This is a genomic window from Shewanella sp. HL-SH4, assembly GCF_051164845.1.
GTDB classification, from domain to species: domain Bacteria; phylum Pseudomonadota; class Gammaproteobacteria; order Enterobacterales; family Shewanellaceae; genus Shewanella; species Shewanella glacialimarina.
Genome location: NZ_CP195037.1, coordinates 3,300,232 through 3,326,024, shown reverse-complemented (window position 1 = coordinate 3,326,024; position 25,793 = coordinate 3,300,232). Strand labels below are relative to the sequence as shown.

Sequence of the window (25,793 nt, the reverse complement as noted above, 5' to 3'; positions counted from 1 at the left end):
AGAAGAGCGAAAGTCACTCTGTTAACATGACAAATATTTAGCCTAACATCCTTGATATACCGTCAAATATGATGCGGTTATATTAGGGCGGTCAAATCACATCTGTGCGAATGACATTAATCGATTTTTTCTGAGAATACGGGATCATCCCATGCGGATCAGCATACCCAATAGCAACCAGCATCACGGGACGTTCAAAATCAGTTAACCTTAATCTGTCTGCCATTTTTTGTTCTGGTACATCTATATCAGGCCAATTAATCGGGCAGCTGCTTAACCCTAACGTTTCTAACGCCAGCATCAGCTGCATGGCCGCCAACGCTGCATCAATATAAATAACATGGCGGTCCCGAGACATGGGATAGGCACTTAAATCACCCACTATGGTAATGACACAAGGAATATTATCGGCAAACCCAGCTGTACCACCTGCTAGGCGTGCAATGTCAGGTGCAAGTTGTTGGTCATTACAAACATGAAATCGAAATGGCTGGCGATTACAAGCACTTGGTGCAAGTAAAGCTATACTGATTGCCTCATTCAATTGGTCATCTGCTACAGCTTTATCTGTAAACCAACGTACCGATCTTCTTCTTATACATAAATCACGCAGGCTTGCGGTCGTAATATCTGTATCGATTATGCTTTTATGCTGATAAGGAACAAAGCTATGTTTAGGCTCTGATTGATGCTCAATTACGCTTTTATCGATAGCGATAAAAATGGCATTGGCTTGGGCGATATTTTCGACATGAGTGACAGCTTCAAAATAAGCACTTAGCACATCTAAAGCCCACTTAAGCTCGCTTGCTTCAATGTGCTTGTTGTTCATACAAGTGGCAAAACACTCAACCGTGGCTAATATAAAATCTGTTGCAAATACATTCCGCCTAGGCTGCATACATAAGCCTTTTTCTAGTCGATGTATATTACGCCTAAGTAAAGCACTTGAAACCGCCTGTATGCCATCTTGCTTACGATAAGCTAACCTTCCTGATAACACGGCTTGCTGTTCACGCATAAAATCGCGATTAACCAAACTATACAGCCAGGTAGCGCTACGGGGGAAACGAGCAAACAAAAAGGATAACAGTATCAGTTGGTATTCATCTACCGCCGTAAAAAGGTGGCGTATCTGCTGCTTAACATTATTAGGAAGCCAATTACGCAATAAAGTTTTCATAAGTACCAAGTCAAGCATTCACATTTGCAGCTATTTTACGGGATTTTCAACACCATCGTATAGTTAATCATTTTTAAAACAGCAGAATAGCCTTATTTAGATAGCAGTTTATTGACTTTACTTACAATAAAAAGAATAGGGGCAAGTAAAGCAATTGACATAATCACGCCCATTTTTTGAGTAGGTTTACATAAAAACAACACTAGGTAAGAAGCCATCGCATAAGAGATAAGTGTTGCCCAGGCCGCGCCCACACCGCCCATAATAGGGATCAACCAAAAGTTAAGAATGACATTAACAATGGCGCCACCACCATGGGTCAGCAAAGAGTATTTAGGAATATCCTCAATCAATATCCACTTGCTAAACAGCGCCCGCATAAATATAAATACTCCCGCCCAAATATGAATTTGCAATATCAATACCGTGGGCTGGTATTTTGCCCCAAACAACTGCTCAACCAATATGGGCGCTATCATTGTCATCACAACAGCAATCAATACCGCCATCCAGCATAGTAGAGTACATATTTGCTGTAGCTTTATTTGATAAACATCAGCCAATTGTTTGGCCTTAATTAAGCCAGGGTATAATGAGGCAACAATAATACCAGGAAACAAATACCACACCTCAGACAAGCGGCTTGCCAAACTATAATAGGCTACCGCTTCACTGCCCTGCATCCAACCAAGCATCACTTGATCAATTTTTAAGTAAATAATGCTGGCCACACCCGATAGAATTAACCACCAACCCTTTGATAAAAACAGTTTAGCTTGTGCTGACGACCATTCAAAAGCGGGTTTAGGTTGATGAAAAAAGTAGTACACACCCACCCAGGCTAAAGCAAACAAGCACCATTCAATAGCGGTAATGACTAACACCCCTACAACACCTAAGCCATTTACCACCCAGATAAATTTGACTAACAACATCAGCAGGCCAATGCTTGTGCGTAATAGTGCTGACACTTTAGACTTAACATGGGCTTCAAAATAGTAATCTATTACATAAAAACCATGGCTTAATTGAGCCAGTAACAATAATAAAAATATATAAAATAACTCATTGGGGACAAGCCAAAAAGACAATAATGCACTAACCAGCATAGCTACAGCCGCACCACTGCATCGAATAACCAATGCTGTGCCTAAAATAGAAGCGGTGCGATGGGGAAATAGCACTAATTCACGACTGACAATAGAATTTAATCCCATTGACGAAAATGGCGCTAGTAAGGCTAATATTGCTAATACAAACTGGTAATCACCTACCTGCTCTACCGACCAATGTCGTGTCAGTAAAACAACAAACAGTAATCCACTTCCTGTTAACAGGATTTTTTCGGTTAACAGCCAACTGGCATTAGTGAACACTTTTGATTGAAAAAAGGCCATACGGTGTAATACCACTTTGTTGTTAGCGAATGATTAAGTAACTAAAGTACTGAATCTTTTTATAAATAAGCTGAATTGGGATAATAATCCCACAGTATAAACCTTGCCAATCATATTCTACAATTTTAATGTGATGCCACTTAGCAAGATTACGTCACTGGCATTTACCCTATGTATGTAGCCTTGCTATTTACTTTTATATCGCGGTCACTTTAATCCACACAAGGGGTGCTTTAACTCGCTACTTTTACCTGTAAATCATTGCACAAGAAATATTTATTGATGATATTGCAGACATAAAAAAACGAGCCCTAAGGCTCGTTTTTCATACTATGTAAACTCACATATTTGATTATATAATCAGCAAAAAAACTATAATTAGTTAGCAGCTTTCTTATATTGGTCAGACATTACGTTTACACGGCTTTCATTTTGACGGTAGTAAGGTGCTAATGTGATATCAGCAGCGTTAGCATCAATAACGAAAGTTACGCTTAACTTCTTCTTAGAGTTAGCAGGTAAACCGAATGCTGTTTCAATATCAGCTTCGCTTACTTTAGTAACCGCTTTCTTACCAGCTTTTACAGTTAACGTTTTAGCTGTGTAAACAACACCGTTTTGGTCGAAGCCTTCGATTTGAATTTCAGCATCAGTTGAACCAGCGTTAGCAATTTCAACGTTAGGTGTTAAGTCATAACCTACTGGTAGGTATGGAACGTTAACTACAGAAGCATCTAACTTGAACTTACCTAAATCTGCATTATCAAGATATTTGTAAGTAAGGTTAGTTGGAGCTGCTTGGTAAACAACTGAACGAGTAACTGAGTAAGTTGTTGTAGGGATATCTTTTGTTGCTGTAGGAACTAGATATACACCAAACTTAGCTTTAGATTCGCCAGCAGTAGCAGTAGCAGTGTGTACTAAAGAAGCAGTATCAAAGGTAACTGTATCTTTACAAGCTGGAACTTTAGTAGCGTCAGCACAAGTAAAGGCTGCAGCAAGAACTTCAACAGCAGGAGCTACAAGAGCACCGGTAGTACATGATGCAACACCAGCTGTGGTAAATGCTGGAGTAGAGAAATCAGTACAAGCAGCAACAACTGCTTTTGAAACATTACCGATGTCAGCAGCAGCTTTTAATACTAGTGTTTGACTACCGCCAGCTACAACTGGAGTAGCTTTAACAGTAGCTGGGTTGCGTACTGAAGTTACTTCAGCAACTAATGTACCCTTTGAAGTTTCATATGTGTCACGGTTTAGACGTTTAACAAAACCATCAAACTTAGTAGTAACAGAAACAGTTTCTTGATCAACAGTAGTTGTAAGCGCTACAGAATTTGTACCTGTAGTGTCTTTAGCTGAACCAGAAAAACCATCTTCTGCAGAATAAACAGCATTACCAGATACAGGAACATAAGTTGCTGCAACAGCTGTAGTTAAATCAGTATAACCTAGTTTAATAACAGTTTTTGAATTGTTTAATACTGGGCTACCTGTTGTTACTTCAAGCTTGATTTTTGGTCCAACAGTTGCGGTCGCAGGAACAACAGTCACTGGAGACTTGAAAGAACCAACACCAGTTCCTTTGTCTACAAAAATCTCACCAGCAACAGGAAGTACAGTGCCAAGTGGGAAGCTGATATAAACAATATCACCACCAGCAAGCTCTTGACGGTTGTAGAATGTGATATCAGCATTGAAAGCTGTTACGGCAACTTTAGCAGCAGAAGCTTCTTTAGTGATGTTAGCTTTAGCGCTGATGCTAATATCAGCAGCGTTAGCACCAAAAGATAATGCTACAGCAGCAGCAAGTACAGAGGCATTGAATACCTTTTTCATTTTAAATCTCCAATTTCATGAAATTGGAACAAGCAGCAATAAATCATTTATTAACTTATTTGTTCCGTTATATTACAACTTTCGATAGAAAGCTAAATTTAAACCATTCGGTGAATTCTATAATGTCTCAATGGCTTTTGTAAAGTTAAGCTAGAAGCACTAGTATCCTCTAGCGCACATTACTTTAACTTTCCGACTATAGTTTTATGTATTCACCATCATATGTCAATAACAGAATGAACGTGTGCTCACAAAACGACCTACCACTAATAACTTATTGAAATATTGTGGCAAACATCAAACTTTTAAAAAGTTAATTCCGTTAATCAGGCCTTATAAAAACCAGTGGATTGATTATAAGAGAAACCGCTATTGCAAACAACTGCAACATAAAAAAAACCACAATAACATATATTTAACATCAAATTTAAAACACATTAAAGTTCAATGAATTGCAGTCCCTTTGAGAACTGCTCTTTCACTTCATTCCACTCATCGCTGCGCTGAATTACTTTTGGGGTCACCATTATTACCAGCTCAGTTTTCACTTTACTTTCTGTTGTGGTGCCAAATAAGTTACCAAAAACGGGGATTTGGCTTAACCAGGGTAAGCCAGATTTATTATCATTCGAGTTTTCGCTGATTAAACCGCCTAAAATAACCGTTTGACCACTTTCAGCAACCACTTCAGTATCAATACTGCGCTCAAATATTTGTGGGTTACCTTCTACATCAGCGCCGCCATCGACTTGATTAGAGTTACTTTGACTTATGGTCATTATTACCACGCCCTGGGCATTAATAGTTGGTGTTACGGTTAATTCAATACCGGTTTTACGATACTCTACTGACTTAGTGACACCATTGGTTGGGTCTGTGGTTGTTTTACCCACAACCGGAATATCGGTACCGACTTGAATTGTGGCTGAAACACCATCTCTTACTAGTAAGCTAGGCTTAGATAACACATTGACCCATTTATTACTTTCAAAAGCCTGGGCGTCAATACTGTTGCCGCCACTGGCCCACTTTAACACCGAGCCACCAATTTCAGCAGCGCCAAAAGCGTTACTTAAGTTAAAGTTACCTGAGCTAAATGCCATATCAACCCCAAACTTAAATTCTTCAGTTAATGTCACCTCAACAATAGACACCTCTAGCACCACTTGTTTTGGCATAACATCTAGGCGAGAAACCAATGGCAGTATGGATTGGTACTCTGGGCCTGAGGTATAAAATATCAATGCATTTGATCGCTCATCAACCACCATATTGATTTCAGCGTTACTTGCGCTGCTTATTTTTGATTGGTTAGCAGCGGTATTTTCTATTGCGGCAGCTTTATCTACAGAAGATTGTTCAGCCTGCTGGCTTGACACGCTTCTGCCTGAGATTAACGCTGATACACTTTGGCCAAGATCCGATGCCCTGGCAAATTTAGGCGTATAAACAAAATATTGTTTTTCGTTACCTTTGCTTGGTTTATCGATTTGTTTAGCCCAAAACTCTACCCTGTTGATAAAGTCTGCTTCACTTGCAAAAACGGCCACCGCACCCAATTGGCTAATAGGCACTAGGGAGATACGGTTATCTCTACTACTGCCTTCTCCCATAATGCCTTCATTTTGCAAAATTTCAGTAATTGCTTTTATAAAGGTGTCAGTATCGACATACATTAATTTTAAAAAACCAATATTTCGGCTGATGCTGCCGGGTGAGTCAAGTAATACTAATAATTCAAGCGAACGTACCACTTGATCTCTGGTTCCAGTTAAAAACAATACCCCTTGAGACACATCAGCAGCCGTGCCTACACCGGTAATATCTCTTAATGTGGCCAGTGAGTTGGTATTAATTAAATACCTTAATGGCACTATTTGCTGAACATTGATTGCATTTGGCACACTGTCTACTGTACGCCCATAGCCCACAGCGGTAGCTTGACCACTTTCGGCGCCGAGTTTGTGTATGTATAAAACCTCATTCTGCCTTTTAATACCAATGTTGCGCTGCAGCAATAATTGCTCAACTAAACTAAACAATTTTTGTGGACTGATTTTTTCTTGTAAATTTAACGTTACTGAATTTGAATCGTCTGCTAGGTTTTGGCTTAACACATAACTTGTTTGCAACAGTTCACCAAAAGAGTAATGCAAAAAGTCATTTAATGGCATGTTGTCAGCTGCGATAGTCATAGTCGGTTGCGCCGAAAAACTGTCTGCAATTGCTTCATCATTGCTGAAGCCGACTTTATTTTTAACTAACGATGGCACTCTTATCAGCGAAGTATTGACATCTTGTTCGTTAAGACTCTCTTGAACCACGGCATTGTTGTTGACGACAGGTTTCCCGTCAACATGAGTGCTAACAAGGTATGATGAGTCTAACTTTTTAGCGGGCCGATTATCGGCTTGTTGACTATTGGCACACCCATTAATAAGCATTATGCTACTAGACACTAGCATAACGACTTTTAGCTGACCTAAAAGTCGTTGTATTTTGAAGCTTGTTTTAGCCGTTTGATCTGGCATATTTAAAATTTCCACTTTAGTTTTCATTCGTCTATTTTGCTATTAACAGTTAATTTTTATGGCTTTATAAAAAATAAATAGATACCAATTAAGAAAGAAACCAAACCCTTGCGCGTTTGGTTTGGCGATAATTGCAAAAATTGGCCTTTAAATCAATTTTCACTTGTTTCTGATTGTAGAAATAATTCCAACCAAAGCCTGCGGCCATTATCATTTAACACAATACGTTTGTGACTGACGGACTCAACCACATATTTATTTAACCTTTCACCTTGAACCAGAGTGACATAAGGTTTGTCTTTTTTATCTATTTTTTTCTGGCTTTCATTGCTGTCATTAACTTCTATAGCCAAGCGCTCGGGTGCTGTGTCTAGGTATGTCAAACTGAGAGCTGCTTTATATTGGTTATTGGCATTGGTTGACTTAACAATACCACTCAAGCGGTAAATGACATTACCCATATACAGTTGGCGTAATAAACCGGACTGTTTATTTTGTTGTTCAATTGAGAGATGTTGTTCAGTTGTGCTGTTTTGCTTATCTTCAACAACTTCTGCCACCTCAGGTTTTTCAAACTGATTATACTGAGCGATAACCTGCTGGCCCAATGTAGCAGAAGCCTTTGCTTTGAGAGATTGCGGAAGTTCAGGCAGTAGGTCTGACTCGCCAAATTGCTCCGCCGATGGCGACAACATGTAGTCAACCAGTAATAAAGTGATTACGCACGCTAATGCCATTAATACGGTTTTTAACTTAGTGGCGAACATAGTTGGTAATTTATTATGACTGTCTGAATCAACTGCATTATCGAAAGAAAGTACTGACATTACAGCTCCTCCACTGAAGTTATCTTGACAGCCAAACTTAACGACATAGCCCCATTAATAGAGCCAAGATTATCTGCAGACTGACCGCTGACATTAATCTGATTGGTATCGATAGTAATATTTGAATATTGCTCACCTTGCTGTAGGTCATCTAAAAAGCTTAGATACTGGATCAACGACCCACTATAACGTATATCTAAGAACAAAGATTGAACACCTTCATCAATTAAGCCATCGCGCCATGTAGAGTTACTGATGACTATGTCAAATCGTTTAAATAACTTCTCTAAATTAGACTGCGTAGTTAACTTATAGCTAATAAGGTTATCGGTTGATGCTAAACCCGACTCAGCCTCGGCTAAACGCTGTGACATAACCATGTGGGCATGGCTCATGTCTTGTTTTATCGCTAATAAAGCACGGGTCTTATTCAAATTAGACTGTAAATACTGCTGATTTTGCCAGTTGTCTTGTTTTGAGTCCCATAATGGTAACCAAATATATTTGATTAAAATGAGCAACCCAATCAACAGTAAATAATGTTTATACTTCATTAACTCCTGCATTAACGTTCCTCCGCAGTTAACGATATTTCGTTTGATGATAACTCGTCAGAACCTAGCTGCACTTCAACAGACTGTTCATCGATTTCAATTGTTGCTAGCTCAAATAACACGGTAGCTGTGTCAAAGTTGCCCTGGCGATTTACTGGCCCGACAAAACTGGCATTGGTTACACCTGGTTGTTGTATTAATAATTGTAATGAATTAGAAGCTGACGCCGCTGAGAATTGTAAGGTGATTTTTTGTTGATTCTGACGCACAGAGCTGATGGTCATGCCTGATTGATATAAAGGCGCTAATACTTGCCAAACAGCCAGTAGCTCGGTACGTACTGGCACTTTATCTGCCACTAGCTTATACCGTGCAATCATATTGTTGATTTGATTATACTGGTTTAAGACTTCATTAGCCTCTTTTGTTGCAGCGCTTAATTCACTTTTGGTGTGCTGTGCAATCACACTGGATATTTGAACTGATAGCACTAAATAGACGGTTATAACGGCAAGTGTAGGCAAAACTAGTTTTGAAAATAATGTGGTAAAGCTTGCTGATGACAACCTTGCTTTGCTAAATAACCCCGATAACGAAATTTTATAGAGCTTTTTCATCTGCATGTTTAATATTTTTGCATGCTCATCTGTTGCTAATGTCACCCTATTGGTTAGAACAACACCCGTTGACATAGCGAACTGTTGATCACTTTGAATAACGCCTCCTTTCAAAGTGGATGAACTACCAGACACCCCTTTTGCTATAAAAACAGTATTGGAAGGCGATAAGGTTTGATAGCTTATTAGTGTTTCAGCTACAAATGGTTGTGACAGCAGGCTAGTTTCCGGCACCATTAACCAGGAGTTCACCTTGGTAGATAAATCATTAAGATGATAATAAGTGACCGGAGTTTGGCCATTGAATACTTTGCCGATAATAAATAAAACAGGCAAAGTCGAAGTTTGCGACTGTAATTTAACCACCTTCAACACATCAGATTTTTTAGTAATTGGATACCACTGCACGTGCTCATGGTAGCAATTGCGACTTAAGATAGTCACTACTGATTTAGGAATTTGCGTGTCATCTTGAACACTTTCTAACGGAATAAATGAGTAAACCCCATCTGCTCGATCGTCATTTTTGTGAAAGCGAAAAGCTGTTGAATCAAGATATATAACCTGATTTAAAACGATTGTTTTTATTTTATTTAAAAGGTTATCAATAACATTGCGCATTTTTTGCTCTTAAAGTTTAACGATTACTGGAACCATACTAAAGGGATCTGATTCTCTGGGCGAATATAGACAACCATACGACGAGTAACTATTGAATGACCTACCTGTACGTTCATATTTATAAATTGCCGACGACCGGGCGCGAATGTAATGGTGTCATCTTCAACAATTTGGGTCAGCTCGGTGAACCGCTGCTTTGTTAGCAGCCCTTCTTGACGTAACCGCTCAACCTCTTGTGCTATATCAGCAGGCATAAGCACGTCCAGTACTGGCAGCGGTGCTGTCATAGGATTAAACAGCACATTCTGCAATGTTGTTACTACAGGTGCAAGTTTTTCATAAAGAATGTCGTCAATACCGGCTATCAATTTGAGTTCAGCCACATTTGCCAGATAATCGCCGCGTACTTGCTGGTTTTCAGCACGATTAAAACTCTCTCTGGTCAAACCTTGCCAATGGTGTAAATTGGAAAGAATAATTTTTGCTTGTTGCGATGACTGACCAAATTGCAGTAACAAACGCTCTAAAGGTTGGCTATATGCCGTGCCATAAACAGACAGCAAACCATTAATATCTTGAAAACTTACAGTGGCATTATTGGCGGCTTTAAAAGGCTTTCCAAAAAAATTCCAGTTACGGCCTATCACATTACTTTGTTGTTCATCTTGTTCTAGCTCGCTTCTTGGCAGTGTAAGTAAAGCAAAAAGCACCTTACTTTCTAACGTGCGCATTTGAACTTCAGCGTCTATTTTATTTTGTAAATCAGTTGCAATGTTAACCTGCTGCCGACTTGATAAGGTAAAATGCAGCGCCATCATTGCTAAAATAGCACTTAGCAATAATACCTGTATCAAAGCGATACCTTGTTGAAAAGATTGGCAAGCCCTTAACTGGCGAGGTGAGGCTATTAGAATATGCATAGGTTAACCATTATCTTTTACGTTGTGACTAAACAATAGTTGGTAGGCATTATCGTTGGCTAATGGAAATATAATTGGCTCGTTTTCTGCCCAGGTAATGTTAACTGCATAAGGTAACATTCCTGTTTTGTCTGAAAAGTATTCAGCAAGCCACTTAGGAGCAACTTCCTCCTCCCCTTCAAAAAAAGCTGCTCTCTGATTTTGACTTTCCCAGCCATAAAAATTAAATCTAATATTATCATCGGTAAATAATACTTTACTGAATTCAGGCTGAGGCAGTTTTGCAGCGTTGATTAACGGGTTATGCTCAAATGAGGACTCTTCGTATTTAAGTTGTTGCTTGCCATCCTCTTGAACCCTAACACTTAACCTTACAAGTGCGGGACTTCCAGAGTTAAAAAGAGGATTATTAGTGACAAACAATAAATATTTAGCGTTACCTTGGAAAAAATAAATCATCTTATCGTCATCATTTTTGACAATATAATTTGAAATGCCACGCAACATTTGTTGTAAAAGTACTAAGTTTTTAGCTTTATTAACTTCATAATTGAAACTACCAACATCTTTTTGCCATCGCTGACTAAAAGTGGCAAAACTCAAACTCCCCACATACATAACCATACTCATGACGAGCATTGCTATTAGCAATTCTATTAATGTAAAACCACGGCTTACGCTGCTATGTCGAATGAACATTACATAGCACCCCAGGTTAACTCATTAAACACAAAAGATTTGGTGAAGTCCTGTTTTTTCAAGGTTAACTCAACTTCCCAAATATAAAACTTATCGTTAAAGTTAATTATCTCACCATCCTCAGGACTAAATCTTGATGGTGGAGAGCCTTTTTCAATAACGGTTGCTGTCCAATAAAACTCAAAACCATTAATAATGCCCTCATCATTAATGGTATTAGTTTTATTTTCTAATTTAAGCCTAAACCTTATTGTGTCGAGTAATAATGGCGTAACGCCCAACAATTCAGCACTTCTAGTCGCTTTAGTGCTAGCAATTAATGCCCCTTGATATGTTTGGCTAACAGCACCTATAACGGCAAATAATATTGTTGCCGCAATTAACACTTCAATAAGGGTGAAACCTTGTTGTTTATGACTCATTAGAGACACCTTCAATTAGGTCTAATACATTTAACTCAACAATTACGCCTCTAATCCTATAAGTTAAAATACCTGTATCGAAGTAGCCATGATTATTAATATTAAGCTGCTGCGGTTCAAAAAAAATGAAATCAAAGGTATGCGTTGGTATCAATACATTGGTTAAGTCTTGCTGATTGTCATCAAATTGCAGGAAGTCATCTATACTTTTAAAACGAGAATTTGTTTCAGTTGTAAGCTGATTTTTTGCTACTAGAGATGCTGTATCCTGGTTAGCATTGTGATTTAACAATTGCTGTTCTAACGGTGAGGTTTGAGGCTCTACAACGCTGTATATTGCTTTACCATCAAATTTAATTGTTATGTTACTTTGACTTGTAAAGGCATAGAAGCTCTGTTTCTGTAGCCAGCGTTGGAGAGAAAGCTGCTCATTACGCGCCTTTGAGCTTTCTATTTGCTTAAACGTAAACGGCCCAACTAATGTAATTGTTATTCCAAGAAGCACTATAACAACAAGCAACTCAATCAGTGTTACCCCAGCAATACCTTTTTTAACTGTCTGGTTTTTATTGAGAGAATTAATAAATAAGCTCATTTAAAAACCGTCATTAACCGACATAATGCTTAGCAACATCACCACAACGACAGATCCAACAATGCCTCCCATCAATAAAATCATTAAAGGCTCGAGTAAGCTGGTGACTTTACTCGTCCAACTACCAAAGTCATTACGACTTCTGTTGGCAATTTCTTCAAAAACGGGAGTAAGCTGTCCACTTTCTTCACCCACCTCAAGTAATGAAATGAAAAAGTCAGGGTAAATAGGGCTAGCACTTAACGCCTCAGTTAAGCTTACACCGCGCTTCACTTTTGATTTTGCAGACAACAAGCCATTTCTCAAAAATTTGTTTTTAACTGTTCCTGCAGCAAGTTCTATCGCAGTGTCAAGTTGAACGCCAGCGTCTAACATAAGTGACATGCTGGTATTAAACCTAATGCGCTCTATTTGATGCACGGCTGATTTGAATAAAGGTAGCTTAATTAACAACTCATCAAACTGTTCATTAATCAATCCTTTTTGTAATGCTATTTTGATACCTATAATAAATGTAAGCACACCACCAATTAAAAACAACTGGTAGGATTGCATCCATCGACTAGCGTCTAGTAAAAATAGTGTATAAAAAGGTAAGTTGTCATTACCATCAAACAAGCCACCCATTTGAGGTACGATAAAGTTGAAAACAAATAAAATAGCTAAGATACAAACCACTAAAATAACACTTGGATAAGTTAGTGATTGAATAATTTTACTTTTTAATTCTTTCCTGAAAATCAAGTCACGGGCTAATCCTGCAAATACTTTGCTGAGTTCACCACTAGCCTCTCCTATTTTGACAAGATTGACATATAGATTGTCGAAATCAGGGTGGCGTGAGAAAGCCTCTGATAGAGACTCACCTCGCTTAACTGATTGTGATAAAGCGGTTAACAATTTCCCTGAAGGTGTATTACTTTTACCTTTACTTAAAATATGTAGGCTTTTATCAATCTTAACTCCACTTCTTAATAGAAGTGACAATTCAGAGGTAATAAACTCAAGCTCATCTAAACTTAGTTTTTGGGACAAACCTAAGTGGAAGGGATCTTTGGCGATTTTTTCGCTAATATTTACAATAATAAGCTTTTCTATAAGCAGCTTTTGCTTTGCAGACTCAAGCGTTTCTGCAGTGACTTCGCTCTGAATTATAGAACCATTGCTGTCATAAGCTTTATATTCAAACAGTGCCATAATTATCCTGCTACTCGAATCACTTCTTCTATTGTCGTTTGGCCATCAATAGCCTTTATAAAGCCGTCCTGTAAAAGTGTTCGACCGCCACGATCTTGATTTAAACGAACTGCATTGGTTGGAAAGTTTTCATCTTTGGGTAATGTTTTGATAGCGTCATCACATCGCAGATACTCAATAATGCCAATACGTCCTCGGTATCCAGTATTTGAGCAATGTTCACACCCAACAGCTGTATGCAGTTGAATTTTAGAACCATAGGCATCCGCTAGAGGCTGCAAATTATATTTCACAATATTAGCGTCTTGATTAGTATCTGGTTGACTGCAGTGTACGCATAGTTTTCTAACAAGGCGCTGGGCTATTATCGAAATAATAGCGGCATTGAGTAAATACTCTTCAGCACCTAGGTCAAGCAAACGGGTATAGGCACTTGAAGCGTCATTTGTATGCACTGTCGAAAACACTAAATGCCCAGTTAAAGCAGATTGCATTGCAACTTGAGCCGTTTCTTTGTCACGAATTTCCCCGAGCATGATTACATCGGGATCTTGCCTGACAATACTTCTTAATCCGGCAGCAAAATCAAAGCCGATACTAGATTGAATTTGTACCTGATTAATACCTTCAATCTGATACTCAACAGGATCTTCTAACGTGATGATTTTAATTGTTTCATCATTTATGGCATTTAAGAATGTATATAAGGTTGTTGTTTTACCAGAACCTGTCGGGCCTGTTAGCAATATCACGCCTGCGGTTTTAGCAATATCTTCACGAATGTTTTTTTCAATATCGGCAGAAAGCCCAAGCATATCCATACTGTAGCTAATAGCATCTTGCCTTAAAAAGCGCATTACAATACTTTCGCCATCATGCAAAGGTAAAACAGATACTCGAATATCAAGGTCTTCATTTGATATCTTCATGCCTATTTTGCCATCCTGAGGACGGCGTTTTTCGGCAATATCCATTCCAGACAAAATTTTAAGTCTAGAAGCAACAGGTAGACGCATTCTTGGAGCAATCCAGTCAGCCTCTTTAAGCACGCCATCAATTCGAAATCTCACTCGGTAGCGATTTCCAATAGGCTCAAGATGCATGTCTGATGCCCTAGCTTTTAGCGCACGAGAAATTAATGAGTTTAATAGGTTAACTGTTGGCGCTTCACCAGCCAACTCCCTTAATCTATCTTCTTCAAGATCAGATAACTCTTCTACTATAGAAATATCAGCAGTGTCGGCTTTAGCAAACAAAACCTTAATTGACTGTATTTGTTCTTCAGAGGCAACTTTGACCTTGACCAGAATGTTATTCTGGCTCAAAAACTGGTTAGCTTCGACAGAAAATGGATCACTGGTGATAGCTAAGTAATGCTGTTCAGTTGTTTCCAGCTTCTCTATCACAAACCAATTAAAAGCAGACAACTCATTATTTACAGCGAAGCTTTTTAATGTTGCTATCTCTATATTCTGAAAGTTATCAGCCTCAAAAATATCAACATCAAGTACTTTTGCGTAAAAACTCGGGAGCAGATCTTCTGATAATGCTCCCATGTTTATCAAAATATGCTCTAGCCTGCCAGCATACTTCTTTTGAAAGGTTAGGGCTTTATCTAAGTCTGTTTGAGATATCTGAAACTCTTGATGTAATAAAGAATTAACATCGATCATTTGTAGACGATTTCCGCATTATCACCTTCGCCACCAATTTGTCCGTCTTTACCATAGGATTTCATTGTATAGGGCTCGCCATTCTCACCAGGTACTGAATAAATATAAGGATTATTCCATGGGTCTAATGGTACGTTTTTAGGTAAATATGGGCCATCCCATTTAGGATTAGTTGAGCTTCTTAGCTCTTCTAATGACTTTGGATAGTTACCTATATCAAGGCGATAAGTATCAAGAGAGGTAGCAATCATCTCCATTTGCACCATTGCTGTTTTTGACTTACTTGATTCAACTTTTGAAAACATAGTAGGCGCAACTAGTGACATTAGTAACCCTAAGATGACAATCACAATCAACAGTTCAATTAACGTAAAACCTTTTTGTATTTTTTTCATTTCAAATTCCATAATGCTTACAGTGTCGCAATAGTAGCCAAAGCCACTGCAGAGTTGTAAATAACCTGAGTTACCTGAGTCCATAGGGTTAAGTTATCTTTATACTCAGTATTAAGAGGAACAATTACAGTATCACCGGCTTGTATAAGCTCATCAGAGCTAAACCATAAACTCTTTGTCGGTAATACCACAGAACCATCTGCTTTAATGATATAGATTCTGTCTGCATCGCCACGCTCTCTTGATCCACCAGACATAGCTAAGTAGTTATCAAGTGTTAGTCCATTTTTAAATCTGTGGGTAGCAGGATGCTGCACTTCACCCATAACGGCGACAGTTTGTTTAGTCGATGGTACGTACAATATGTCACTTTCTTCAAGCTGAATATCTGCTTCAGGTATTCCAACATTAATAGCACTTAAATCAACAACTAATCTTCCTACAGCCTTGATATTTTCAAGATCGGTAAGCATTAATTGTGCATCAGCATAGTTAATTAACGTGCCATCTTTAGATACCCCTCTAGTAGCAATATCTCTTCGCAACTGATCGGCTAACTTTTTAATTTCAATCTGTTCTTGCTGTCTAATTGACTGCCTCACAAAAACTGCGGCGCTAGGGTAAGCATAATCAGTAAAGCCACCAGCTCTAATTAATACATCTGATAACTTTTCACCACGACGAATATTATAAGAACCAGGAAACTTAACTTCGCCACGCACTTCAATTAATTTTGATTCTTGCCATTCAGGTGTTGTTAAAACATTTAACATATCCCGGCTTTGTAACACTAGGTTATCTTCGGCTGCATTATCAAAAACACCACTAATACTAATATTAGAATGCATGATGTCTGCTTGAGCATTGGTATTATTCTCTCTTGTTAACTCAGCTCTCTCGACATAGGCACCTTCTTGAAGGCCGCCTCCTGCTAGAATTAAATCTTTAACTCGAGCATTTTGTGACAGAGGGTAAATACCGGGATGGCGTACTTTACCAGTAACGGAAACAATTTGAACACCCTCACGCACTTTTCGTTGTTGTGTGAGCTTGCTGATCACGGGAAAGAGTAATTCACTTCTTCTCATCGACTTACTTAAAGCAATTAAGTCTTTGTCGTCGAAAAGATTAACAAGCATTTTTTCTACTTCGTTTCTGACCGTATCTTGTTCAATATTTTGTTGTTCAGTAACAACTACACCGGCAATTTCATCTTTGTATTGTGAGTTACCTTTATTACTTACTAAATTAAAACCACTTTGGAAAGCATCATTACCAACTAAGTTATCGCCCCGTAAGCTATTAACTTTTTTAACCCTATCTTGAACAAGTTTATTTAATTCATAACGATTTAAAGTGTCATCGTTAAAATTAAATACAATTATTCTATCCCTAGCGGTTAAACTTATATTGTCAACCGAGTAGTTATCACTTATTGCCTTTCCTAGTGAGAATTGATGTACTTCGATATCACCATACTTATTAAGCTCCCTTATAACTAGGGCATAATCTAAATCAGCTGTCGCTGCTAGATCGCCCCATATAGAAGGCAATAAGTCACTCACTTTAGTGTTTGGGCTCCATTGATATTTACCCGGGCGGACAACTGCACCAACTATAGTGACGGCATTTTCAAATTGAGGAGATGAATTTTTAACCCAAACGTAATCCCCTGCCTTTGCTTTAACTTGACGACCATTTGCAGATGTTAAATCAACATTTACTATTGTTTTCAAACCACTTTTATTAAATCTTTCTACACTTGTCAATTGTGAATAACTGCCACTTTTCACGCCAGCGGCCATATCAACAACATCAGCAATAGTTTCACCTGGGCTAAGTTCATATATTGCTGGGCGACGAACTTCACCTGTAATAGAGACTAATCCACCAACAGAAGGAATAAATACCACGTCACCTGAACGGAGATTAATATCACCAGAGGCATCGCCTCTTAATAGCAGATCATATAGGTCAAACTTACCAATCAATTTACCGCTACGTTTGACCTGAACGTTACGTAAGCTACCTATTTCATTCACTCCGCCTGAAACAAACAATGCTTGAGTAATAGTTGATAAACTAGATACTGTGTATGAACCAGGCTTGTATGCATCCCCAGCAACAAAAATTCTAATTGAACGTAACTCTCCCATGGAAATATTAGATTCAATACCGATCATTTGGCTTTTAATCTGCTGCTGTAACTGTTGGCGTAATGCAGCAAAGTTCAGCCCATTTACAGATATGGGCCCAAGTTCAGGGAATTGAATTGTGCCATCGCGATTGATAGTTAATTTGTATTCTTTATTTTCTTTACCAAATAATTGAACGTTAATAACGTCTCCAGGGCCTACCATATATTCATTTGGCACTGGCACGTCGGAAACTGGTGCAAATGTAGATGGCTCGCCGGCAAACATATTGTATCCGAAGCGTTTTAATTCGTTTTTATCTGAGTCTTCAGTAAAATCTAAATCTTGTTCTTGTTTCAATTGTGAATTGACGGCTTCCTCAAAGTTTCGTTGACCAACCACATCAGGTGACGTCACCTTAGTATCCTGCTTCACTCCACCTGACAAAACTGATGGATCTATGCCGTACTGTTGAGATATTCGTTGTTGCTCTGACTGTGGCAATTTTTTGAATTGCTCAATCATCTGAGGTGATGGAGTAATAGCCTGTGCAGGCAAGTTCAGAGTACTTAGGATGACAAAACTTGCTATGAGTAGTTTCTTGGTTATATCTAACACCAGTTATCTCCGACCTGATTCATGTTTTAAAATTGATTAAGTAAGCTAATATGCATTAGATCATATCTAAAAGTGGGCTGATAATATACCTTATTCGAACGATTAAGACTGGTGGGATGGCATTAGTTAAATAAAGTTTAATTTAAAGCCATTTTTTGTATCATTTGTCACACAGACCTTTTCTGCAGTTGATTTAGATTCAACAACAGAAATGGTCAGTGCTACAGTAAGCGGATGATAAATCTTTAACTTGATACGTCTGCTAATAAGTAGATGATTGTTGCAAAGCTACTTATTAAGCTGAGGAGGATAAGCGGACATTACATGTCCAATGGCATTGTTGATAATCTCTACACGCTCTTGTGGCGTATTTTGATCGCGTATGGTGTCTTCAACACTACCACGCCATACAAGCTTCCCCGTTTTATTATCAATTAAATCAATTATTAACGTTCCGACTTCATACTCACGCACCGTGGTTTGAGTGTGCATTGAACCACTCCATCCCCAACCTGGTCCATAATATGGGTTATAGCCAAAGTTGTTGTTAAACGTATCGACATTAATCTTTTTGTCTACTTTGGTCAGGTAGTTAACTAATAAATCCGCATCAGCTGCGACTTTAGTTAACCCTTTAGCTGCCATTTGACTATCGACAGCATCTCTCACTCGCTGATCAAGTAATCCATCTAAGTGATAACCTTTGTCTTCTTCTTTGGCTGCAACCCAAGTGAATGTTTTATATTGGTCAAATGACACAGCAGGGTCAAAATCAGTATTGGTTTTTAATGTGCTACATGCACTTAAGGCTAATACTGCTATCGCTAAAACTAACTTTTTCATACAAACTCCAAAAACATTTAAATAATCACAAGCTTATAGACAGTTAAATGATTGTCAAGTTCAGCATTTAATCAATAAATTAAATACTATTGCGGGTAACTAAAGGTCTGATTTAAAAATACGATAAAGCCGTTTAGTCTCCGAATTGATTTTCAAAGTAACTTTCGACAATCAGTACCGCAGAAACTGCATCAATTTGCCCTTTTGATAGTGCTTTAAATCCACCAAATTCAAACAATCTGGCTTTGGCATCTGCCGTTGTTAGACGTTCATCTTGAGTCGCTACTTTTATACCAAAGCGGCCATTAATGCGGTTAGCAAACTTACGTGCCCGCTGGGTCATTTCTTGCTCTGTACCATCCATATTTAACGGTAATCCTACTACCACTAGATCTGGTTGCCATTCGGTTATCAACTTACCAATATCGTCCCAATTGGGAATGCCATCAACCGCTTTAATCGACATTAATGGACTGGCACTGGCGGTTATAGCTTGGCCGATTGCGATACCAATACTTTTGGTGCCATAGTCAAAACCTAATATGGTTTGAGGTTGCATGATGTTCCTTCAGGTAGATAATGTAGACTTAGCGTAGTGTGTCGTAGTCTTGTCTCAAGCATGACCTACCTGAGATGAAATTTGCCACATATCAAAGCCCAATTGTTTAGAGGCGATATCCCACAGATGCTCAGGGTCTTTGGTATACAACAATTCTGGAGTTGCTTTAATGGTTAACCAGGTATTGTTTGCTAATTCTTGCTCTAATTGATCTTTTCCCCAACCAGCATAACCTAATGCGACGACGTAATCTGCGGGCGATTTTTGAGTACCAATGGCTGATAATACATCGCGTGATGTCGTCAACATGCAATAATCTGTTACCTGATGGCTATTAATCCAATTCGGCTGTGGACTATGAAGCACAAAGCCACGATCTGGTGACACTGGGCCGCCCGATAATACTTGAGAATTAATATAGAAAGCCGACTCAGGTGAAGGATTAAGTCCCATTTGCTCTAGTAAGTCTTCGAGCTCAAGACCAATGGGACGATTCACGACCAACCCCATTGCGCCTTTTTCATCATGCTCACAAATGTAGATAACACTGCGCTCAAAAAATGTCTCTTCAAGCGATGGCATAGCAATTAATAGATAACCTTGTAAACAGTCACCTTGAAGACGGCTTTTTTTGGCAATACTGACTTCTGAACCATCCATAATAACTTCCTTTGCTTGAATACCTAGCCCTAATACTTACTTATTGAAACAGAGTGTACAAGTATATAAACCAATACTTTATTTAATAATCGTTTGATATTCATTATCTTTGAATATTAGGGGCTTAATGTTTAAGGGGTTATCCACCGGCTAGCTTCACCGTGTAACCCATTTTTTCTAATAGGGTTTTCAATTGTTCACGGTTATCTGTTTGAACCTCGATATCAAAATCTTTTACAGTACCGCCACAACCACACTGTTTTTTTAGTTTCTGCGCTAAGGCTTTAAGTTCAGTTTGATCTAAACCTAGGCCCTTTAGCACACTCACACCTTTGCCTTTACGGCCTTTAGTATCTTTATGGATCCGAACTATGCCGTCACCATCGGGTACTGCTTCTACTTCTTTTTCAGGTTCAATACGGCCTTTATCGGTACTGAATACTAATCTTATATTAGGATCTATTTTCATAATTTATGTGTGCTTTTTTACAATAGATTTAGTTTATCAAATTGAGATAGATGAGGCGAGAAAGTAAATTTTTATGCTGTGTTAATGGTGTTTAGTTGAAACAAAAGCAGATCCCCGACAAAAGCACTCGGGGATGACGCATGGGAAGCATTCGTGATGATGCTTCTAACGTCATCCCGGTAATGCTTGTGGGCCGGGATCTGTTTCTAACAATAAGGTTTTACAATGTTAGCCATCATTTGAAGACGCATGGGAAACATTCATGATGATGCATTGGAAACATTGAAAACATTGAAAACATTGAAGATGATGGATTGGAAGTATGCAGGCTTAAGAAATGATGATTGGGAACAATGGTTTTAGTTTATGAAATTGAGATAGATGAGGCGAGAAAGTACATTTTTATGCTGTGTTAATGGTGTTTAGTTGAAACAAAAGCAGCTCCCCGACAAAAGCACTCGGGGATGACGAATAGGGGCACTCGGTGATGATTGATTGGAAGCATGCTGGCTGACGAAAGACTTTATACGTCATGCTGACAATGCATCTATACGTCATCCCGGCAATGCTTGTGGGCCGGGATCTGTTTCTAACAATAAGGTTTTACAATGTTAGCCATCATTTGAATGTGGTCGTCATTATCATTTAAACATTCAATATATCTGAAGTCTGTGCCACCAGCACCTTCAAATACGTGACGATTTTCCCCTTGAATTTCTTCTAAGGTTTCTAAACAGTCAGCGCTAAATGCAGGGCAAATAACAGCAATATTATTAATGCCTTTAGCAGGTAAGGCTTCAATAGTGACGTCAGTATATGGCTGTAACCACTTTGCTTTACCGAAACGAGATTGGAAAGTAACGACGTAATCGTCTTCCGTTAAGCCTAATTTCTCAACCACTAAACGGCTGGTTTTCATACAAAAACAATAGTAAGGGTCGCCTAGATGTAAATTACGTTCCGGCATACCGTGATAGGACAGCACTAATTTTTGCGGTTTGCCATGCTTAGCAAAATCTTGCTCAATTGAATTAGCCAGTGCTGAGATTAAATCAGGATGATCATGATAGGTATTAATAAAGTGTAATGCGGGTAAGTAACGCCATTTGCATAACTCTTTGGCGATTGCATCAAATGCCGAAGCCGTTGTGGGCGCGGCATATTGAGGATAAAGCGGTAATACCACTAAATTATCAATTCCTTGCTTGTGCATTTTTTGCAAAGTTGAAGCGACGGAGGGTGAACCATATCGCATGGCTAGGTGAACGCTAGCGTCAATTCCGCTTGAAGCTAATAACTTATCGAGCTTAGCCTGCTGTTGTTGACTTATAGCCAGCAGCGGAGAACCATTCTCAGTCCAAATTTGCTTATATAAAGCGGCAGATTTTGCTGGACGAACGCGTAATATAATACCGTGAAGGATCATCATCCATACTAGTTTAGGGATTTCGACTACACGAGGATCGGCCAAAAACTCTGCCAAATAACGTCTAACGGCTGAGGTGGTAGGCGCGTCAGGCGTACCTAGGTTAAGCAACAATACGCCTGTTTTACCGCGAGCACTGTGCCCTGTCTCTTTATCTAACCCTGAAAATCGCGCCAAAGCTCGCTCCTAGTATAATGAACTGATGAATATATTTATTTATGACAAGAGGATATTTGGAAAATATCCTCTTGTCTCAATTTTTTATTAAAAATGCGACTGAAATTAAATAATTAAATACTTAGTTGCTTGTCGATAGCTTTTTTAAGCTCTTCACTATCTGGTTTTACGCGCGAATTAAACTGGGTCACAGTCTCACCGTCAGCCGAAACTAAATATTTGTAAAAGTTCCACTTTGGCGCCGTGCTTTTCTGGTTTAAGTGCTGAAAGACTGAGTTGGCATCGTTACCACGCACTGGTGAGGTAGCAACCATAGTGAATGTCACACCATAATTGATAAAACAGACATCGGCGGTTTTGGCTTCATCTTTTTCTTCTTGGAAAAAATCATCAGATGGAAAACCAATAACAACTAATCCTTTGTCTTTATACTGTTTGTGTAAGGCTTCAAGCCCTTCAAATTGTGAGGTAAAGCCACAGTTTGAAGCCGTGTTGACTATTAACACTGGTTTACCTTGGGTTAGCTCACACAAGTTGACGTTATCATCTGAATGCAGTTTACGCGCTTCTACATTTAGGTAATCAGGGCAACTTGCTGCACTGGCATTAGCACTGAAAAATGTCATACCGATAGCAAGAGCCACTAGTGATGTGGCAACCAATGAAAGCTTCGCTATAGAAGGAAGCGTTTTTGAAGACATTTGCGATAAACCTGACATAAGACATCCTTATTGAATTAATGAATACGTTAAGCTGCTAATATTTAACTAAATCTACTGATATCTAGCTTTACTAAAAACTGAGTTTTAAAACCTGACTTTTAGAAGATGGCTAGTTAGCTAGTAAGCACGAACTGACTAAGTGCTAGTGACGATTAAATCAATATTATCAGCAAAATTTTACAGCACAAAATATGTCTCATGTATACGGTTATACTGCTGACTTAGATCACTAGTTTGAAATCATTGATATAGCGAAATTAACTCTTGTACATCGTTAAGTCTGAGCCTAATTAAAAATAAAACCCGACATTAATGTTTAGTCGAGAATGCCACGAGGTATCACCATTATCAATGCCAACACCGTCGCCGCCAACAAAGTACATATTCTTACCCGCGATCCAGTCAAGATACGAATAAAATTTACCGGCGCTAATGGCACAACCGGTGACATTTTGAACCGAATCAGCAAGCCCGCTACCCGATGCAAGTACCGTACTATAATCGTTATAACAGTTAATATTTGAAATAGGCCCCCAATCGACATCGATAGATTTTGATAGGTTAGCGGTTACTACATCAGCTTGTGCCGCTATTTGAAATGGGTATGAAAATGCCGATAATGCGATACGATTACCATACTTAACATCATAATTGTAATGTAAATACTGCAATTGAAGTTGCCAGGTTTGCCAATCTACTTGCCAATGCACTGCGCCGGCAAATGTGCTGATGTCATCTGTATTAGGTGTATTGCCATCAATGCCCTCTCCCCCGTTAACGCTAGCAACATAATCGAGTTGACCATATTGAATAGAACTACCAATCTTTTGGCCAAAACTATTTTGGCTTATCTCATATTCAACTCGGGCATTTAATTGGCCAGATTCTTGATAAGGTGATTGCTCTGTGGTTGCCACATCGAAAGAGTAGCGATCAAAGCGACTACCTTTACCGTACTCATCATTGGCGAAATAAGCTAAATCGGCACGTAAATTATCACGCTGATATTGATAATGTACTCCCGCATCATAATCATCTTCAAAGCCTATGTAGTATGTCGCACCAAACCAAAAAGAATGCGCGGCGTAAGGCAATAGTCCAAATGGCACTTGGGTAACTCCCACCTGTAATGATTGTGCCTCATTAAATTGATACCCCATATACGCATGGTGGATGACATCCATATTTTGGTACCAACGATATTGAGCTGAAGCAAACAAGCCATCATCTGAATTGTAATTCACATCGGCGCGAAATAACTCAAACTCTAATTTTGCGTTATTGTCATAATCTTTCCAGCCGTAATTAACGCGAACTGCACCACCAATATCTAACTCATCAGTGACCTCAACAGCTTGAGGCTGAAAGGATAAAATAGCGAGCAGTAATGGTGATAATTTCTTGAGAGAAGACATGAAATGATCCTTACGGTGGTGTTAACGTGATGAAAGCAGATCCCCATTTAAACAGTTGTAAAGTGACAGCTTAATTATTGATGGCAAAGGTACAGAAAAAGGGCAACTATTATAACAAAAAAGCCGCAACGATTGTTGCGGCTTAATCATAAATAGCACAAAGCGTTAATTAACTTGGCTTAATCCATGTCTAATGTCACACCTTCCAAAAAGCCTGAATTAGAAGAGTCATTGGTTTTAAGCTTAATCATTAAGCGCAAATCATTAGGAGAATCGGCGTGGTGTAATGCATCGGCGTAACTAATTTCACCTTCAGAGTACAAACCAAGTAAGGCCTGGTCAAAGGTTTGCATGCCCTGCTCATTCGATTTAGCCATGGTTTCTTTTAACAAATGCAGTTCATTTTTTGCGATCAAACTACCAATACGCGGTGTATTGATAAGGATTTCAATTGCCGCACGGCGGCCTGTACCATCTGATTTAGCAATAAGCTGTTGAGCAACAATACCGCGTAAGTTCAGCGACAAATCGAATAATAACTGAGCATGCTTACTTTCAGGTACTAAATGCATAATTCGATCTAGTGCTTGGTTGGCATTGTTGGCATGCAAGGTTGCCATACATAAGTGACCCGTTTCAGCGAACGATAATGCAAATTCCATGGTTTCTTGGGTACGAATTTCACCAATCAAAATAACATCGGGTGCCTGGCGTAAAGAGCTTTTAAGTGCCGCATCAAAAGACACGGTATCAATACCCACCTCTCTTTGAGTCACAATACTTTTACGGTGGTTATGCACAAATTCGACCGGATCTTCAATGGTTAAAATATGTCCCCGAGCATGAGCATTACGATAACCCACTAACGCGGCTAGCGATGTTGACTTACCCGTTCCCGTGCCGCCGACCATAATAATTAAGCCGCGTTTGCTCATGACTAAATCTTTAAGAATGGGCGGCAGTTTTAAATCATCCATTTCAGGGATATTAGTTTCAATACGGCGCATGACACAGCCTGCTGAGTCACGCTGCCAAAATGCACTCACACGAAAACGCCCTAAGCCCGAAACCGCATAGGCAAAGTTACACTCGCGAGATTCTTTAAACTCTTTTTTCTGCACATCGGTCATTAAAGATTCAACAAACTCTAATGACTGGGCAGGTGTTAGCTTTTGCTCTGACAGTGGGTGCAACTCACCATCAATTTTGGCACTTGGTGGAAACATAGCTGTGATAAATAAATCAGAAGCTTTTTTTCAACCATAGTGGCTAAAAAAGGGCGAACATCCATTGTACTAT

Annotated in this window: 22 protein-coding genes and 1 pseudogene; all 23 read right to left on the bottom strand. The window is 39.0% G+C overall.

Annotated elements, in window-relative coordinates:
• Positions 1 to 91: 91 nt before the first annotated feature.
• Complete coding sequence (locus ACRWQL_RS15620; protein ID WP_434950911.1) at positions 92 to 1,183, bottom strand: nitroreductase family protein; 1,092 nt, start codon at positions 1,181 to 1,183, stop codon at positions 92 to 94.
• 92 nt (positions 1,184 to 1,275) lie between these two features.
• Positions 1,276 to 2,580 carry a flippase gene (locus tag ACRWQL_RS15615; protein WP_434950910.1) on the bottom strand — a complete coding sequence of 435 codons (1,305 nt, stop codon included), beginning with the start codon at positions 2,578 to 2,580 and terminating at the stop codon, positions 1,276 to 1,278.
• Positions 2,581 to 2,958: 378 nt separating this feature from the next.
• Complete coding sequence (locus tag ACRWQL_RS15610) at positions 2,959 to 4,419, bottom strand: hypothetical protein (protein WP_434950908.1); 1,461 nt, start codon at positions 4,417 to 4,419, stop codon at positions 2,959 to 2,961.
• A gap of 437 nt (positions 4,420 to 4,856) precedes the next feature.
• A complete protein-coding gene (locus ACRWQL_RS15605) occupies positions 4,857 to 6,977 on the bottom strand; it encodes a type II secretion system protein GspD (RefSeq protein WP_434950906.1) in 2,121 nt (706 codons plus the stop codon).
• A 125-nt stretch (positions 6,978 to 7,102) separates the two neighbouring features.
• Positions 7,103 to 7,777, bottom strand: coding sequence for a hypothetical protein (locus ACRWQL_RS15600; RefSeq protein WP_434950904.1), 675 nt, complete (start codon positions 7,775 to 7,777; stop codon positions 7,103 to 7,105).
• On the bottom strand, positions 7,777 to 8,331 hold the full coding sequence (locus tag ACRWQL_RS15595) for a hypothetical protein (RefSeq protein ID WP_226414116.1): 555 nt from the start codon (positions 8,329 to 8,331) through the stop codon (positions 7,777 to 7,779). The genes ACRWQL_RS15600 and ACRWQL_RS15595 overlap by 1 nt, the downstream gene beginning before the upstream one ends.
• Positions 8,332 to 8,342: 11 nt before the next feature.
• Entirely contained in the window at positions 8,343 to 9,569 is a 1,227-nt protein-coding gene (locus tag ACRWQL_RS15590; RefSeq protein WP_434950902.1) for a hypothetical protein, read from the bottom strand.
• 23 nt (positions 9,570 to 9,592) lie between these two features.
• Entirely contained in the window at positions 9,593 to 10,489 is an 897-nt protein-coding gene (locus tag ACRWQL_RS15585) for a hypothetical protein (protein WP_434950900.1), read from the bottom strand.
• Between the two features lie 3 nt (positions 10,490 to 10,492).
• Positions 10,493 to 11,188 (bottom strand): PulJ/GspJ family protein, encoded by a 696-nt coding sequence (locus ACRWQL_RS15580; RefSeq protein ID WP_434950898.1) that lies wholly within the window; start codon positions 11,186 to 11,188, stop codon positions 10,493 to 10,495.
• A complete protein-coding gene (locus tag ACRWQL_RS15575; protein WP_226414108.1) occupies positions 11,188 to 11,610 on the bottom strand; it encodes a PulJ/GspJ family protein in 423 nt (140 codons plus the stop codon). The genes ACRWQL_RS15580 and ACRWQL_RS15575 overlap by 1 nt, the downstream gene beginning before the upstream one ends.
• The gene (locus ACRWQL_RS15570) at positions 11,600 to 12,205 is read right to left on the bottom strand and encodes a pilus assembly FimT family protein (RefSeq protein WP_434950896.1); all 606 of its coding nucleotides are present in this window, start codon (positions 12,203 to 12,205) and stop codon (positions 11,600 to 11,602) included. Before ACRWQL_RS15570 ends, ACRWQL_RS15575 begins: the two co-directional genes overlap by 11 nt.
• Positions 12,206 to 13,402, bottom strand: coding sequence for a type II secretion system F family protein (locus ACRWQL_RS15565; protein ID WP_434950894.1), 1,197 nt, complete (start codon positions 13,400 to 13,402; stop codon positions 12,206 to 12,208).
• Between the two features lie 2 nt (positions 13,403 to 13,404).
• Complete coding sequence (locus ACRWQL_RS15560) at positions 13,405 to 15,075, bottom strand: GspE/PulE family protein (protein WP_434950892.1); 1,671 nt, start codon at positions 15,073 to 15,075, stop codon at positions 13,405 to 13,407.
• Entirely contained in the window at positions 15,072 to 15,470 is a 399-nt protein-coding gene (gspG, locus tag ACRWQL_RS15555) for a type II secretion system major pseudopilin GspG (RefSeq protein ID WP_434950890.1), read from the bottom strand. Before gspG ends, ACRWQL_RS15560 begins: the two co-directional genes overlap by 4 nt.
• Positions 15,471 to 15,487: 17 nt before the next feature.
• Positions 15,488 to 18,223: an SLBB domain-containing protein gene (locus tag ACRWQL_RS15550; RefSeq protein WP_434950889.1), complete on the bottom strand. Its 2,736-nt coding sequence runs from the start codon at positions 18,221 to 18,223 to the stop codon at positions 15,488 to 15,490.
• A 288-nt stretch (positions 18,224 to 18,511) separates the two neighbouring features.
• Positions 18,512 to 19,066, bottom strand: coding sequence for a DUF4136 domain-containing protein (locus ACRWQL_RS15545; protein ID WP_434950887.1), 555 nt, complete (start codon positions 19,064 to 19,066; stop codon positions 18,512 to 18,514).
• A gap of 133 nt (positions 19,067 to 19,199) precedes the next feature.
• Positions 19,200 to 19,625 carry a Holliday junction resolvase RuvX gene (ruvX, locus tag ACRWQL_RS15540; protein ID WP_434950885.1) on the bottom strand — a complete coding sequence of 142 codons (426 nt, stop codon included), beginning with the start codon at positions 19,623 to 19,625 and terminating at the stop codon, positions 19,200 to 19,202.
• Between the two features lie 54 nt (positions 19,626 to 19,679).
• On the bottom strand, positions 19,680 to 20,285 hold the full coding sequence (locus tag ACRWQL_RS15535) for a YqgE/AlgH family protein (RefSeq protein WP_434926815.1): 606 nt from the start codon (positions 20,283 to 20,285) through the stop codon (positions 19,680 to 19,682).
• A gap of 139 nt (positions 20,286 to 20,424) precedes the next feature.
• On the bottom strand, positions 20,425 to 20,754 hold the full coding sequence (yciH, locus tag ACRWQL_RS15530; RefSeq protein ID WP_226414092.1) for a stress response translation initiation inhibitor YciH: 330 nt from the start codon (positions 20,752 to 20,754) through the stop codon (positions 20,425 to 20,427).
• A gap of 589 nt (positions 20,755 to 21,343) precedes the next feature.
• Entirely contained in the window at positions 21,344 to 22,357 is a 1,014-nt protein-coding gene (hemH, locus tag ACRWQL_RS15525) for a ferrochelatase (protein ID WP_434931419.1), read from the bottom strand.
• A gap of 113 nt (positions 22,358 to 22,470) precedes the next feature.
• Positions 22,471 to 22,983: a glutathione peroxidase gene (locus ACRWQL_RS15520; RefSeq protein ID WP_434953402.1), complete on the bottom strand. Its 513-nt coding sequence runs from the start codon at positions 22,981 to 22,983 to the stop codon at positions 22,471 to 22,473.
• Between the two features lie 386 nt (positions 22,984 to 23,369).
• The gene (locus tag ACRWQL_RS15515) at positions 23,370 to 24,494 is read right to left on the bottom strand and encodes a hypothetical protein (protein ID WP_434950884.1); all 1,125 of its coding nucleotides are present in this window, start codon (positions 24,492 to 24,494) and stop codon (positions 23,370 to 23,372) included.
• Between the two features lie 179 nt (positions 24,495 to 24,673).
• Positions 24,674 to 25,785, bottom strand: a pseudogene (locus tag ACRWQL_RS15510) (PilT/PilU family type 4a pilus ATPase).
• Between the last annotated feature and the right edge of the window lie 8 nt (positions 25,786 to 25,793).

Excerpts from the sequence above, each read along its gene's own strand:
- ACRWQL_RS15620 (WP_434950911.1), bottom strand. The coding sequence starts at position 1,183 with ATGAAAACTTTATTGCGTAATTGGCTTCCTAATAATGTTAAGCAGCAG.
- ACRWQL_RS15615 (WP_434950910.1), bottom strand. The coding sequence starts at position 2,580 with ATGGCCTTTTTTCAATCAAAAGTGTTCACTAATGCCAGTTGGCTGTTA.
- ACRWQL_RS15610 (WP_434950908.1), bottom strand. The coding sequence starts at position 4,419 with ATGAAAAAGGTATTCAATGCCTCTGTACTTGCTGCTGCTGTAGCATTA.
- ACRWQL_RS15605 (WP_434950906.1), bottom strand. The coding sequence starts at position 6,977 with ATGAAAACTAAAGTGGAAATTTTAAATATGCCAGATCAAACGGCTAAA.
- ACRWQL_RS15600 (WP_434950904.1), bottom strand. The coding sequence starts at position 7,777 with ATGTCAGTACTTTCTTTCGATAATGCAGTTGATTCAGACAGTCATAAT.
- ACRWQL_RS15595 (WP_226414116.1), bottom strand. The coding sequence starts at position 8,331 with ATGAAGTATAAACATTATTTACTGTTGATTGGGTTGCTCATTTTAATC.
- ACRWQL_RS15590 (WP_434950902.1), bottom strand. The coding sequence starts at position 9,569 with ATGCGCAATGTTATTGATAACCTTTTAAATAAAATAAAAACAATCGTT.
- ACRWQL_RS15585 (WP_434950900.1), bottom strand. The coding sequence starts at position 10,489 with ATGCATATTCTAATAGCCTCACCTCGCCAGTTAAGGGCTTGCCAATCT.
- ACRWQL_RS15580 (WP_434950898.1), bottom strand. The coding sequence starts at position 11,188 with ATGTTCATTCGACATAGCAGCGTAAGCCGTGGTTTTACATTAATAGAA.
- ACRWQL_RS15575 (WP_226414108.1), bottom strand. The coding sequence starts at position 11,610 with ATGAGTCATAAACAACAAGGTTTCACCCTTATTGAAGTGTTAATTGCG.
- ACRWQL_RS15570 (WP_434950896.1), bottom strand. The coding sequence starts at position 12,205 with ATGAGCTTATTTATTAATTCTCTCAATAAAAACCAGACAGTTAAAAAA.
- ACRWQL_RS15565 (WP_434950894.1), bottom strand. The coding sequence starts at position 13,402 with ATGGCACTGTTTGAATATAAAGCTTATGACAGCAATGGTTCTATAATT.
- ACRWQL_RS15560 (WP_434950892.1), bottom strand. The coding sequence starts at position 15,075 with ATGATCGATGTTAATTCTTTATTACATCAAGAGTTTCAGATATCTCAA.
- gspG (WP_434950890.1), bottom strand. The coding sequence starts at position 15,470 with ATGAAAAAAATACAAAAAGGTTTTACGTTAATTGAACTGTTGATTGTG.
- ACRWQL_RS15545 (WP_434950887.1), bottom strand. The coding sequence starts at position 19,066 with ATGAAAAAGTTAGTTTTAGCGATAGCAGTATTAGCCTTAAGTGCATGT.
- ruvX (WP_434950885.1), bottom strand. The coding sequence starts at position 19,625 with ATGCAACCTCAAACCATATTAGGTTTTGACTATGGCACCAAAAGTATT.
- ACRWQL_RS15535 (WP_434926815.1), bottom strand. The coding sequence starts at position 20,285 with ATGGATGGTTCAGAAGTCAGTATTGCCAAAAAAAGCCGTCTTCAAGGT.
- yciH (WP_226414092.1), bottom strand. The coding sequence starts at position 20,754 with ATGAAAATAGATCCTAATATAAGATTAGTATTCAGTACCGATAAAGGC.
- ACRWQL_RS15520 (WP_434953402.1), bottom strand. The coding sequence starts at position 22,983 with ATGACATTTTTCAGTGCTAATGCCAGTGCAGCAAGTTGCCCTGATTAC.
- ACRWQL_RS15515 (WP_434950884.1), bottom strand. The coding sequence starts at position 24,494 with ATGTCTTCTCTCAAGAAATTATCACCATTACTGCTCGCTATTTTATCC.